This window comes from Variovorax sp. GW823-FHT04F07, from assembly GCF_058795995.1.
In genome coordinates this window covers 1,072,100-1,085,152 of sequence record NZ_JBXAIG010000002.1, presented here as the reverse complement: position 1 = coordinate 1,085,152, position 13,053 = coordinate 1,072,100, and the positions used below count along the sequence as shown (strand labels likewise).

Annotated in this window: 11 protein-coding genes; 6 read left to right on the top strand and 5 right to left on the bottom strand. The window is 70.8% G+C overall.

Annotation, left to right across the window (positions count from 1 at the left end):
- Positions 1–55: 55 nt before the first annotated feature.
- Positions 56–994, top strand: coding sequence for an AraC-like ligand-binding domain-containing protein (locus AC1RAA_RS14250; protein ID WP_492728615.1), 939 nt, complete (start codon positions 56–58; stop codon positions 992–994).
- Between the two features lie 152 nt (positions 995–1,146).
- A complete protein-coding gene (locus AC1RAA_RS14245) occupies positions 1,147–2,547 on the top strand; it encodes an amidase (protein ID WP_070063626.1) in 1,401 nt (466 codons plus the stop codon).
- A 126-nt stretch (positions 2,548–2,673) separates the two neighbouring features.
- Here AC1RAA_RS14245 and ureC read toward each other — a convergent pair whose 3' ends face one another.
- The 4 genes from ureC to AC1RAA_RS14225 are packed head-to-tail and all read right to left on the bottom strand — an operon-like array spanning position 2,674 to position 5,641.
- Positions 2,674–4,392 (bottom strand): urease subunit alpha, encoded by a 1,719-nt coding sequence (gene ureC / locus AC1RAA_RS14240; protein ID WP_095949383.1) that lies wholly within the window; start codon positions 4,390–4,392, stop codon positions 2,674–2,676.
- A 3-nt stretch (positions 4,393–4,395) separates the two neighbouring features.
- Positions 4,396–4,701: an urease subunit beta gene (locus tag AC1RAA_RS14235; RefSeq protein ID WP_099792392.1), complete on the bottom strand. Its 306-nt coding sequence runs from the start codon at positions 4,699–4,701 to the stop codon at positions 4,396–4,398.
- A 7-nt stretch (positions 4,702–4,708) separates the two neighbouring features.
- Positions 4,709–5,305 carry a HupE/UreJ family protein gene (locus AC1RAA_RS14230; protein ID WP_492728617.1) on the bottom strand — a complete coding sequence of 199 codons (597 nt, stop codon included), beginning with the start codon at positions 5,303–5,305 and terminating at the stop codon, positions 4,709–4,711.
- A 33-nt stretch (positions 5,306–5,338) separates the two neighbouring features.
- A complete protein-coding gene (locus tag AC1RAA_RS14225; protein WP_062474548.1) occupies positions 5,339–5,641 on the bottom strand; it encodes an urease subunit gamma in 303 nt (100 codons plus the stop codon).
- Positions 5,642–5,719: 78 nt separating this feature from the next.
- Between AC1RAA_RS14225 and AC1RAA_RS14220 the strand changes: the two genes are divergently transcribed.
- The 4 genes from AC1RAA_RS14220 (at position 5,720) to AC1RAA_RS14205 (ending at position 12,520) form a co-directional block, all read left to right on the top strand.
- Positions 5,720–9,370 carry a hybrid sensor histidine kinase/response regulator gene (locus tag AC1RAA_RS14220; RefSeq protein WP_492728619.1) on the top strand — a complete coding sequence of 1,217 codons (3,651 nt, stop codon included), beginning with the start codon at positions 5,720–5,722 and terminating at the stop codon, positions 9,368–9,370.
- A gap of 20 nt (positions 9,371–9,390) precedes the next feature.
- On the top strand, positions 9,391–10,398 hold the full coding sequence (locus AC1RAA_RS14215; RefSeq protein ID WP_492729820.1) for a response regulator: 1,008 nt from the start codon (positions 9,391–9,393) through the stop codon (positions 10,396–10,398).
- 84 nt (positions 10,399–10,482) lie between these two features.
- Positions 10,483–11,175, top strand: coding sequence for a PA4824 family protein (locus AC1RAA_RS14210; RefSeq protein WP_492728621.1), 693 nt, complete (start codon positions 10,483–10,485; stop codon positions 11,173–11,175).
- A 109-nt stretch (positions 11,176–11,284) separates the two neighbouring features.
- Positions 11,285–12,520 (top strand): pyridoxal-phosphate dependent enzyme, encoded by a 1,236-nt coding sequence (locus AC1RAA_RS14205; RefSeq protein WP_492728623.1) that lies wholly within the window; start codon positions 11,285–11,287, stop codon positions 12,518–12,520.
- A gap of 21 nt (positions 12,521–12,541) precedes the next feature.
- Here the strand turns inward: AC1RAA_RS14205 and AC1RAA_RS14200 are convergent, their stop codons facing one another.
- Positions 12,542–12,850: a DciA family protein gene (locus tag AC1RAA_RS14200; protein WP_062474543.1), complete on the bottom strand. Its 309-nt coding sequence runs from the start codon at positions 12,848–12,850 to the stop codon at positions 12,542–12,544.
- Between the last annotated feature and the right edge of the window lie 203 nt (positions 12,851–13,053).

Genomic DNA, 13,053 nt, shown 5'->3' with positions numbered 1-13,053 from the left:
ACCGGGCCCCGCGCAGGGCTTGCCTGCGCGCCCCATCCGCCCCAGCATCCGCGTCATGAACAGCCTGGCCTACCTGACGACCGACGTGGCGACCCCGCTGCGTTTCGACTACTGGCACGACGTCGTGTGCCGCCACTGCATTCCCGCGGCCAGCCGTGCGATGACGGCCGAGCCGTTCGAAGGGCGGCTCGACGTGCGCGAGGTGGGCGCGGTCAGCGTCAACCGCATGTCGGCGCCGATGCATCACTGGTCGCGCGACGCGCCCCACCTGCGCCGGCACCCACTGGACGACCTGTGGCTGGCGTTCGTGCAGGAGGGCGAGGGCACCTTGGTGCAAGGCGGGCGGCAGGGGCGGCTGCGCAGCGGCGACATGCTGCTCTACGACGCCGGCCGGCCGTTCGAATGCACGCTGGACGCGCGCTCGGTCTACCTGGCGCGCATGCCGCGCCGGCTGCTGCTGCGGCGCTTCGCGAAGGCCGAGGACTTCACCGCCCGCACCATCGCCGCGGACCGCCCCGGCGCGGCGCCGCTGCACGCGATGCTGCGGGAGACGGCGAACCCGGCGTTTGCGCAGCCGCATTCCGCCGCCGCCGAACGCTTCGGCGGCGCGCTCATCGACCTGCTGGCCGTGACGCTCGAGTTGCAGCAGGACATGGCTGGCGACGCCGGCGCCGAGCGCGGTCTGCATGCGCGCATGACGGCCTACATCGAGCGCCATTTGGACGACCCGGCGCTGTCGCTCGAGGCGTTGGCGCAGGCGCACCATGTCTCGGCGCGCACCGTGGCGCGGGCGTTCGCGCGCCAGGGCGCCACGGCGATGGGCGCGGTCTGGCAGGCGCGCCTGGCGGCCAGCCGCGAGGCGCTGGTGGGCGGGCGCGCGCACAGCGTGACCGACGTCGCGTTCCAGCACGGGTTTTCCGACCTGTCGCATTTCAGCCGGGTCTTCCGCAAGGCCTACGGCTGCGCGCCTCACACGCTGCTGAAGCCGCGCTGAGCGCCGCGCGCGGGGTGTCCGCCCCAGCACAAGTGCATGTCCGAAAGAGACCAGCGCGGGCCGCCGCGCGCCGATAAGGTTCGCCCGGGGTGGCAGCTTCGCCACTTGGATTCGGACCTTCTTTCTCAACCCTACACACGCGGGAGTCAGTCATGGCGGACAAGGAATTGCATCATCTCGAACTGCTGGAGGTCGGCCGGCAGATCCAGTCGCGCGAGCGCTCGTCGGAAGAAGTCACGCGCGCCATGCTCGCGCGCATCGAGGCCGTCGACGGCCGCTTGCGCAGCTATGCGACGCGCATGGACGCGCAGGCGCTCGACGAGGCGCGCCGCGCCGACACCGAGATCGCCGCCGGCCGCGCGCGCGGACCGCTGCACGGCGTGCCGCTGGCCGTGAAAGATTTGCTGTGGACCGAGGGCGTGCCGAGCGCGCACGGCATGACGATCCACCAAGCGTTCCGCCCGACGGAAGACGCGACCGTGGTGCACCGCCTGCGCGAAGCCGGCGCGGTGATCCTGGGCAAGCTGCAGCAGACCGAAGGCGCCTTTGCCGACCACCATCCGCAGATCGCGTCGCCGGTCAACCCGTGGGACGCCACGCTGTGGCCCGGCGTGTCGTCCAGCGGCTCGGGCGTGGCCACGGCGGCGGGGCTGTGCTTCGGCGCGCTGGGCACCGACACGGGCGGATCGATCCGCTTTCCGTCGGCGGCCAACGGCATCACGGGCCTGAAGCCCACGTGGGGGCGGGTGAGCCGCCACGGCGCCTTCGAGCTGGCCGCTTCGCTCGACCACATCGGCCCGATGACGCGCAGCGCGGCCGACGCGGGCGCGATGCTGGCGGCCATCGCCGGCGCCGACCCGCGCGACCCGACGGCCAGCACGCTGCCGGTGCCCGATTACCTGGCGACGATGACGCGCGGCCTGGCCGGCCTGCGCGTGGGCATCGACCCTGCGTGGACGCTGGACCGCGTGGACGCCCCCACGCGCGCCACGCTGGCGGCTGCGATCCGCACGGTCGAATCGCTGGGCGCCTCGGTGCGCGAGGTGGTGTTTCCCGACACGGCGCAGGCGGTGCTCGACTGGTCGCCGCTGTGCGCGGTCGAGACCGCCGTGGCGCACGAGGCGACATACCCGGCGCGGCGTGCGGAGTACGGCCCGGGCCTCTCGGGGCTGATCGACCTGGGCCTGTCGCAAAGCGCCACCGACTACCAGAAGCTGCTGCTGCGCCGCGCCGATTTCACCGGCCGCGTGCGCACGTTCTTCGAACAGGTCGACCTGCTGCTGATCCCTGCCATTCCCTTCGCGGCGCCGACGCTCGAGCGTGCCGGCCAGCTCGGCGTGGACCCGGAGCTGCTGGCGGGCATGCTGCGCTACACCTGCCCCTTCGACCTCACGGGCAGCCCCACGCTCACCTTGCCGGGCGGCGCCACCGAGGCGGGCGTGCCGGTGGCCTTCCAGTTCGTGGCGCCGCACTTCGGCGAAGACCTGCTGGTGCGCGCGGGCTGGGCGTTCCAGCGCGCGACCGACTGGCACCGCCGGCACCCGGCGGTCTGAGACGGCTTCGCAATCAAGGCGATCGCCGCGTTGCGTCGCCTTGCCGTGCGTCAGCACTGTCTGCGGCTTCGCGCCTTGCGCTCACCTTGATTGCGAACCCGTCAGACGGCCGCGTCGCGGCCTCCTTCAGAACAGGAAGTAACGCTGCGCCATCGGCAGCACCTTGGCCGGCTCGCAGGTCAGCAGCTGGCCGTCGGCGCGCACGGCATAGGTCTGCGCGTCGATCTCCATCTTCGGCGTGTAGCCGTTGTGGATCAGGTCCTGCTTGCGCACGTTGCGGATGTTCTTCACTGCGCTCAGGTGCTTGCTCAGGCCGTAGCGCTCCTTGATGCCCGCGGCCAGCCCGGCCTGCGAGACGAAGGTCAGCGAGCTCTTCGCGAGCGAGCCGCCGTAGGCGCCGAACATCGGCCGGAAGTGCACCGGCTGCGGCGTGGGAATCGACGCGCTGGGGTCGCCCATCGCGGCCATCGCGATGGTGCCGCCCTTGATGATGGTGAAAGGCTTCACGCCGAAGAAGGCCGGCTTCCAGACCACGAGGTCGGCCCACTTGCCGACTTCGATGGAGCCCACCTCGTGCGCGATGCCGTGCGCGAGGGCCGGGTTGATCGTGTACTTGGCCACGTAGCGCCGCGCGCGGAAGTTGTCGTTGCGCTCGCTGTCCTCGGGCAGCGTGCCGCGCTGCTGCTTCATCTTGTGCGCGGTCTGCCAGGTGCGGATGACCACCTCGCCGACGCGGCCCATGGCCTGGCTGTCGGAGCTGAACATGCTGATCGCACCCAGGTCGTGCAGCACGTCCTCGGCGGCGATGGTTTCCTTGCGGATGCGCGACTCGGCAAAGGCCAGGTCCTCGGCGATGCCCGCGTCCAGGTGGTGGCACACCATGAGCATGTCGACGTGCTCGTCGAGCGTGTTCACGGTGTAGGGCATCGTCGGGTTGGTCGACGAGGGCAGGAAGTTCGACTCGCCCACCACGCGCAGGATGTCGGGTGCATGGCCGCCGCCCGCGCCCTCGGTGTGGAAGGCGCAGATGGCGCGCCCGCCCACGGCGGCAATCGTGTTCTCGACGAAGCCCGATTCGTTCAGCGTGTCGCTGTGGATCGCCACCTGCGTGTCGGTGGCGTCGGCCACGTCCAGGCAGTTGCTGATGGCCGACGGCGTGGTGCCCCAGTCTTCGTGCAGCTTCAGGCCCATGACGCCGGCCTCGATCTGCTCGTGCAGCGCGTCGGGCAGGCTGGCGTTGCCCTTGCCGAGAAAGCCCAGGTTCATCGGGAACGCATCGGCCGCCTGCAGCATGCGCTCGATGTGCCACGGGCCCGGCGTCGCGGTGGTCGCGAAGGTGCCGGTGGCCGGGCCGGTGCCGCCGCCGAGCATGGTCGTCACGCCCGAGGCCAGCGCCTCCTCGATCTGCTGCGGGCAGATGAAGTGGATGTGGCTGTCGATGCCGCCCGCGGTGACGATGGTGCCCTCGCAGCTGATGATCTCGGTGCCCGGGCCGATGACGATGTCCACGCCCGGTTGCACGTCGGGGTTGCCGGCCTTGCCGATGGCGGCGATGCGGCCGTCCTTCAGGCCGATGTCGGCTTTCACGATGCCCCAGTGGTCGAGGATCAACGCGTTGGTCATCACCGTGTCGACGGCGCCTTGGGCGCGCGTGCGCTGCGACTGCGCCATGCCGTCGCGGATCGTCTTGCCGCCGCCGAACTTCACTTCTTCGCCGTAGCCGCCGGCGCGCAGCGTGTAGTCGGCTTCGACTTCGATCAGCAGGTCGGTGTCCGCAAGGCGGACCCGGTCGCCCACGGTGGGGCCGAAGATTTCTGCGTAGGCGCGTCGCCCGATGGTGGCCATGTTTTAGAGCTTTCCTTGAACCAGGCCGCGAAAGCCGTAGACGATGCGATCGCCCGAGAAGTCGACCAGTTCGACCGTGCGCTGCTGGCCCGGCTCGAAGCGCACCGCGGCGCCCGAGGCGATGTTCAGCCGCATGCCGCGCGCGGCGGCACGGTCGAAGTCGAGGGCGCCGTTGGTCTCGGCGAAGTGGTAGTGCGAGCCGACCTGGATCGGCCGGTCGGCCGTGTTGCGCACCACCAGCGTGAGGGCGCGGCGGCCGGGGTTGAGCGTGTGCTCGCCGTCGTCGGTGAAGAGTTCGCCGGGCGTCATGGCCGCCTCAGATCGCCTGGGCCAGCAGCGTGGCGCCGAGGGCGACGACGGCGGCGCCGGCCACGCGTGGCAGCCACGCGTTGGCGTGGCGCAGCGCCCAGCCCAACGCGATGCCGGCCGTGTGCAGCAGCAGCGTGGCGCTGACCATGCCGGCCAGTGTGAGGGCCGCGCCGTGCTCGCCCGCGAGTTCGTGGCCGTGCGCCACGCCGTGGAAGACGGCGAACAGGCCCACGACGGCCATGGCGACGCCGGCCGGCAGGTGCACGCGCGTGGCGACCAGCAGGCCCAGCACCAGCAGCGAGGCGGCGATCATCGGTTCCACCGCCGGCAGCTGCACGCCGGCCAGGCCGGCCAGCGCGCCCGCGAGCAGCATGCCCGCGAAGGCCAGCGGCGCCCACAGCAGGTCGGGCCAGGCGCGGCGCGCGACCAGCGCGCTCCACAGGCCGACAGCGACCATCGCCGCGAGGTGATCGGCGCCGGTCAGCGGGTGCATGAAGCCGGCGGTGAAGCCGTGGTGCACGCCGCCGTCGACGCCGGTGTGGGCGCCGGCGGCCAGCGGCAGCAGGAGGGCGGAAAGCAGGGAGAGGGTCTTGGCGAAGCGCATGAAAAGGTCTTTCTTTCTTCCTGTGGCGGAGGTTCAGACGATCGGCTGGTGGACGGTCACGAGCTTGGTGCCGTCGGGAAAACTGGCCTCGACCTGGATGTCGGGAATCATCTCGGCGATGCCGTCCATCACGTCGGCGCGGGTGAGCACGCTGCGGCCCTCGCTCATCAGCTCGGCGACGCTCTTGCCGTCGCGGGCGCCTTCCATCACGGCGGCGGTGATCAGCGCGACGGCTTCGGGGTAGTTGAGCTTGAGCCCCCGCGCCTTGCGGCGCTCGGCCAGCAGCGCCGCCGTGAAGATCAGCAGCTTGTCTTTTTCGCGCGGGGTCAGTTCCATGGCGGGGGTGGGGTCGGGTGGCGGTCGGTGATTATGGGCAAGGCTGTCTCTTTGCAACAGTCGTGCCCTGTTCGCCAAATGCCGTACCCGGTGGCACGGAAGCTGCACCGAAACGGTGTGAATTCCGCCGACCCACCTCTCCTGACTGACGACGCCCCCCAGCGCATCGTCAAGGTGCGGCGCGACTACAACAGCTGGGTCGCGAGCGAAACGCTGGAGGACTACGCGCTGCGCTACACGCCGCAGCGCTTTCGCAAATGGTCCGAATGGCGGGTGGCCAACACGGCCTTCGGGGCGGCCTCGTTCCTGGTGCTGGAGGCGGTCGGCGCCACGCTGCTGGTGCAGTACGGCTTCGCCAACGCCTTCTGGGCGATCCTGGTCACGGGGCTCATCATCTTCCTGGCAGGGCTGCCGATCAGCGTGTACGCGGCGCGCTACGGCGTCGACATGGACCTGCTCACGCGCGGCGCGGGCTTCGGCTACATCGGCTCCACGCTCACCTCGCTGATCTACGCGAGCTTCACCTTCATCTTCTTTGCGCTCGAGGCGGCCGTGATGGCCTATGCGCTCGAGCTGGCGCTGGGCATTCCGCCGGTGTGGGGCTACCTGGTGTGCGCGCTGGTGGTGATTCCGCTGGTCACGCACGGGGTGTCGGTGATCAGCCGGCTGCAGCTGTGGACGCAGCCGCTGTGGCTGCTGATGCTGGTGGTGCCCTTTGTCTTCGTGCTCGTGCGCGATCCTGGTGCGTTCGCGGGCATCACGCACTACGGCGGGGCGAAGTCGGGCGCGCAAGGATTCAACCTGCACCTGTTCGGTGCCGCACTGACGGTCGGCATCGCGCTCATCACGCAGATGGGCGAGCAGGCCGACTACCTGCGCTTCATGCCGGCGCGCACCGCGGGCACGGCGCGCCGCTGGTGGGCCGGCGTGCTGGCGGGGGGGCCGGGCTGGGTGGTGCTGGGCGTGGTCAAGATGCTGGGCGGCGCGGCGCTGGCCTACCTGGCGATCACGCACATGGTGCCGGTCGAGCGTGCGGTCGATCCGAACCAGATGTACCTGGCGGCCTACGAGTACGTGTTTCCGAACTACGGCTGGGCGGTGGCGGCGACGGCGCTGTTCGTGGTGGTCTCGCAGCTGAAGATCAACGTGACGAACGCCTACGCGGGCTCGCTGGCCTGGAGCAATTTCTTCTCGCGCGTGGCGCACAGCCACCCGGGGCGCGTGGTGTGGGTGGTGTTCAACGCGCTCATCGCCTTCATGCTGATGGAGATGAACGTGTTCGAGGCGCTGGGCGACGTGCTCGGGCTGTTCGCCAACATCGCGATCGCCTGGATGATGGCCGTGGTGGCCGACCTGGTCGTCAACAAGCCGCTGGGGCTGTCGCCGCCGGGCATCGAATTCAAGCGCGCGCACCTGTGGGACATCAACCCGGTGGGCGTGGGCGCGATGGCGCTGGCGTCGGTGCTGTCGATCACGGCGCACCTCGGTGTGTTCGGGCCACTGGCGCAGGCGTTTTCGGCGCTGATCGCGCTGGGCACGGCGCTGGTCGCGTCGCCGCTGCTGGCGTGGGCCACGGGCGGCAAGTACTACCTCGCGCGCACCTCCGACGCCGGCGGCTCGGTGCTGTTCGCGCCGGCCGCGGGCGGGCGCAAGGTGCGCTGGGCGCGGGTCGAGCCCTCGCCGGACGACGGCGGCAGCTACCAGCGCCTGAAGGTGCAGCACTGCGTGATCTGCGAACGCGAATACGAAGGCCCCGACATGGCGCACTGCCCGGCCTACCAGGGCGCGATCTGCTCGCTGTGCTGCACGCTCGACGCGCGCTGCGGCGACCTGTGCAAGCCGCACGCGAGCCTGTCGGCGCAGTGGTCCGCTGTGCTGCGCTGGCTGCTGCCGCGCCGCAGCTGGCGCTACCTGGACACGGGGCTCGGGCACTTCCTGCTGCTGATGCTGGTCATCGTGCCGCTGCTGGCCGTGGTGTTCGGCGTGCTCTACCAGCAGGAGCTGCGGGCGCTGAGCGAAGGCGCGCTCGCGCTGGCGGCGCAGGTCGACGTGGGCGGGGCGCTGGTCGCGGTGCAGCAGGCGTCGCTGCGCTCGGGTTTTCTCAAGGCCTACATGGCGCTGCTGGTCATCGCGGGCATCGTCGCGTGGTGGCTGGTGCTGGCGCACCAGAGCCGCAAGGTGGCGCAGGAAGAATCGAACCGCCAGACCCACCTGCTGGTGCGTGAGATTGCCCTGCACCGCGAGACCGACCGCGCACTGCAGGACGCCAAGCAGAGCGCCGAGGAAGCCCGCGAGATCGCCGAGCACGCCAAGCTCGCGGCCGACCAGGCGCGGCGCGCGGCGGACCTCGCGAACCAGGCCAAGAGCCGCTACATCAGCGCCATCAGCCACGAGCTGCGCACGCCGCTCAACAGCATCCTGGGCTACGCGCAACTCATGGGCGAAGACCACTCGGTGCCGCCGCACCGCCAGCAGGCGGTGGCCGTCATCAAGCGCGGCGGCGAGCACCTGCTGTCGCTCATCGAGGGCACGCTGGCCATCGCCCACATCGAGGCCGGCAAGCTCACGCTCGATGCGCGGCCGATGCGCTTTGCCGATGCGATGCGCGAGCTGGCCGACATGTTCGAGCTGCAGGCGGCCGAGAAGGGCCTGCGCTTTCGCTTCGAGGCGGCCGGCACGCTGCCCGACGTGGTGCGCGCCGACGAGAAGCGCGTGAGCCAGATCCTCATCAACCTGCTGGGCAACGCGATCAAGTTCACGGCGGCGGGGCAGGTGACCTTGCGCATTTCCTACGCGCGCGAGTTCGCCGCCATCGAGATCGAGGACACCGGGCCGGGCATGACGGACACCGACATCGAGCGCATCTTCGAGCCCTTTGCGCGCGGCCACGCGGCGGTGTCGTCGGCGCCGGGCGCGGGCCTGGGCCTGACCATCGCGAAGATGCTGACCGACCTGATGGGCGGCGAGATGAAGGTGCGCAGCACGCCGGGCGAGGGCTCGTTGTTCTGCGTGCGGCTGTTCCTGCCGCGGGTGCACGAGGCGGTGGCGGGTGTCGCGCGCATCGCGCCGGTGCCGCGCGCGCGGCGCGGCTACGAGGGCGCGCGCCGGCGCCTGCTGGTGGTCGACAACGAGGAGGCCGACCGCGAGCTGCTGGGCCATGTGCTCGCGCCGCTGGGCTTCGAGCTGCGCAGCGCGGCCAGTGGGCACGACGCGCTGGACCTCATCGCCGCGGGCTACCGGCCCGACGCCATGTTCGTCGACCTCGCGATGCCCGGCATCGACGGCTGGGAGACCATCCGCCGCGCGCGCAAGCTGGGGCTGGCCGACGCGTCGGTGGCCATCGTCTCGGCCAACGCCTTCGACAAGGGCCTGGACAACGACGTGGGCATTGCGCCCGAAGATTTTTTCGTCAAGCCCGTGCGCCACACCGAACTGCTCGACTGGCTGGAGCGCCGGCTGGCCCTGCAGTGGACCGACACCGCCGCGCGGCCCGCGCCCGCCGTGGCCGCGCCGCGCGCGATGCAGCCGCCGTCGCTGGCGCGCCTGCGTGCGCTCGACGAGGCCGTGGGCCTGGGCTACTTCCGGGGCATCATGAACCAGCTCGACGACATCGACGCCGCGCAGCCCGAGTGCGCCGCGTGGACCGAGGCCCAGCGCGCGCTGGCCCGCCAGTTCCAGTTCGAAGCCATGGGCCGCGCGCTGGCCGAAGCCGCCGAGGGCGCCGCATGACTCTCCTGTCTCCACCGACCATGCTCACTTCACCGCTCGCCCGCACGCTGCGCGAGCAGCAGGGCGCCCACGGCGACCTGGTGCTGATCGTCGACGACGTGCCCGACAACCTCGCCGTGTTGCACGACGCGCTCGACGAATCGGGCTACACCGTGCTCATCGCCACGAACGGCGAGCAGGCGCTGCAGCGCGCCGCGCAGGCGCGCCCCGACATCGTGCTGCTCGACGCGATGATGCCGGGCATCGACGGCTTCGAGGTGGCGCGCCGGCTCAAGGCCGATGCGGCCACCGCGCACATCCCCATCGTGTTCATGACGGGCCTGACCGAAACCGAGCACCTCGTGGCCGCGCTGGAGGCGGGCGGGGTCGACTACGTCACCAAGCCGATCAAGCCCAAGGAAGTGCTAGCGCGCATGAACGTGCACCTGCAGGGCGCCCGCCGCGCGCGGCAGGAGGCGCACCAGGCCGGGCAGGCGCGCAATGCGCTCGACGCCTTCGGCTACGCGAGCATCACGGTGCGGCTGCCCGAAGGGCGGCTGATCTGGCAGACGGCGCTGGCGCGCGACCTGCTGGCGCGCTACTGCGAAACGCAGGCGCCCGAGACGCCGCCGGCCGTGCTCGGCTGGCTGCGCCAGCACGCGCCCGACGCCCGCGCACGCGGCATCGAGCCGCCGGCCCTGGTCATCGCGCAGGGGGCGCGCAGCCTGAGCCTGCGGCTGCACCGCCAGACCGGCGAGGACGACGCCGGCGACGAATGGATGATCGTCATGCGCGAGGTGTCCGACACCGCCGTGATCGAGGCCATGAGCCTGAGCCTGAAGCTCACGGCACGCGAGGCCGAGGTGCTGTACTGGGTGGTCAAGGGCAAGACCAACAAGGACATCGGCGAGATCCTCGGCAGCAGCCCCGCCACCGCCAAGAAGCACCTGGAGCGCGTGTACGTGAAGCTGGGCGTGGAGACGCGCACGGCAGCAGCCGGCGTGGCGATCAAGCGCATCCGCGAGCTGCAGCCGCAGTTCGAACTCTGAAGGGTGGGGGATGGCGTTGCCGCGTCATGGCGCGGACTTTCCGGCTTCCTAGAATGAGGCAGGGCTCTCCGAGGGAAGCACGAGATGAAGAACAACAACACGCGCACCGCACGCCTGCTCCTTGCCGCCTTCGCGGCGTTGTCGGGCTTGGGTGCGCAGGCCGCCGGCCACTTCGATGTCGACGATGCCGGCACGCTCGATCCCGGCCAGTGCCAGTACGAAACCTGGTGGGGCCGCAGCGGCGCCGAGCCCGTCACGACTGGGTTCCATGTCGGGCCGGCCTGCCGGGTCGGGCCGGTCGAGTTGGGGCTGAACTTCGACCGGCTCTCGGCGCAGGGCGTGCATTCGGTCACGGGCGGCCCGCAGCTCAAGTGGACCTTTGCCGGCACGGCCGCCGACGCGCCTTTCAGCGCCGCCGTGTCGATGGGCGCGGTGGCCGATCTGCGGCGCGGCGGTCGCTGGGGTGGCCAACTGGTCGTGCCGCTCACCTGGCGGCCCACCGGGAGCCTGCAGATCCACGCCAACCTGGGCGCCGACTGGGCGCTGGGCACCGGCGTGCGCACGCCGCGCGGCGGCCTGGCCGTGGAGTGGGCGCTGAACGACGCGGTGTCGCTGATCGCCGAGCGCCACCGGGCCGGGGGCCTGTGGACCTCGCGCGTGGGCGGCCGTTTCAGCTTGACGCCGCTGATCAGCGTCGACATCAGCACCTCGCGCACCGGGCCGCAGGGCGTGCGCGGCGTGGTGATCGGGCTGAACCACGAATTCACCTGGAAATGAAATAAGTGAAGGAAAACTGAAATCCGCTGCAATGGGATGAACTCCCGTATCGTGGATTTCGTTGATTTTGAATAAGATTCCGTCACATTTATTAACGAGTCAACGATCCGTGACCCCATCGCCCGTTCTGGACTTCAAGTTCACCGCGCCGCCGGAGAGCCCCGCGCAGACCTTCCTGCCGGGGCGGCCGGCCGGGGTGCTCGGCCGCTCGTTCACGCCGCAGCGCAATCCGCGCCTGCAGGGGCTGCAGTGCCTGCGCTGCGATGCGCTGTATCCGGTCACGCTCGCCAACGACGGCTGCCCGGCCTGCCGGCAGGCGGGCTTTCACGTCGGGCTGCGCGCCAGCTACCGGCCCGGCGGCCCGGACGTGGTGCCGATGCCGTACGTGCAGGGCTTTTCGCTCGGCGAAGGAAACACGCCGCTGCACGACATGCCCGAGCTCGCGCGGCAGTTCGACATCGCGCGCCTGAGCATCAAGGACGAATCGCGCAACCCGACCGGCTCGCCGAAAGACCGGCTGACCGCGATGGGCGTGGCGCAGGCGCTGGACGCCGGCGCCCACACGCTGGTGCTTGCCTCGTCGGGCAACACGGCGGTATCGGCGGCGCACTACGCCTGGGCCGCGGGGCTCGGTTGCGAGGTGGCCACGTACGAGGCGATGCCCGCCACCTACGCCCGCCAGCTCGACGCGCTGGGCGCGCGGCGCTATGTGTTCGCCGACAACACCGGCCGCTGGGGCTTCGTGCGCGAGCGCTCGCAGTACCCGGGCTATTTCGCGCTCTCCAACTACCGCCTGCCGGCACTGGGCAGCGCGCCCTTGGGCGTGGAGGGCTACAAGGCCATCGCCGAAGAGTGCCTGAAGGACGGCGGCCTGCCCGACCACGTCGTGGTGCCGACCGGGCGCGGCGACATGGCCTGGGGCATCTACGCCGGTTTTCGCGAGCTGCTGGCGGCGGGGCGCATCGCGCGGCTGCCGCGGATGTGGCTGGTCGAGCCTTTCCCGCGGCTGTCGCGCGTGCTCGGCGGCGGCGCGCTCAACGGCAGCTATCCCGGTCGCACGGCGCAGCTGTCGAGCGCGGGCGCGACGGTCACTTATCTGCAATGGCAGGCCGCCACGGCCAGCGGCGGCGGTGCCGTGGTGGTGGGCGACGACGAGGCCCGCGCGGCGCGGCGGCTGCTTACTGCGGCCGGCGTGAGCGCCGAACTCGCGGCAGCGGCGGGCCTGGGGGCCGTGCGGCAACTGCGCGAGGCCGAGACCATCGCGGCCGATGCGCATGTCGTGATGGTGCTGACCTCCGACGCGTCGGGCGACCCGAGCTGGCCCGACCGCGCCGTGACCGCCTGAGGCGGTGTGCCATCCCGGGGCTCAGCGCCCCGTGTGCACCTTGATGCGGATCGTCGCGACGTCCCAGCCCCGGTTCTTCAGGCGCGTGACCAGCATCGGCGACAGCTGGCGCAGCTTGGCGGCCGCGGCGCTGCCCTTGACCAGCAGGCACCACACGTCGCCCTCGGCCGGCCCCGGCTGGATGGCCGCGCGCATGGCGGGCGGAATCAACCCTTCGATGGCCTTCAGCCGCTCGGCCGTGTCCCGCGCGCGCGCCATCAGGCTCCCCAGGGTGGGGGCGCCTGCCGCAGCATCGTGCAGTGAAATGGCGGGGGGCAGTCGGCGATACATGGGTAATCCAGGGGTTAGAAACAAGACAGCTAAAATGCCCGGTTTGCCGACGCGTGCGTCGGCGTTTGTTCCGGAACGGGGCCATCCGACTTCGAGACTTGCGAAGCTTGCATTCGAAGAAGGTGCGCCCAACTGCTTTCACCATATCTTAGGGAATCCGGTCGCAGTGCCTGTCGTGTCAGGTGCCCGCCCCTCTCCACGCC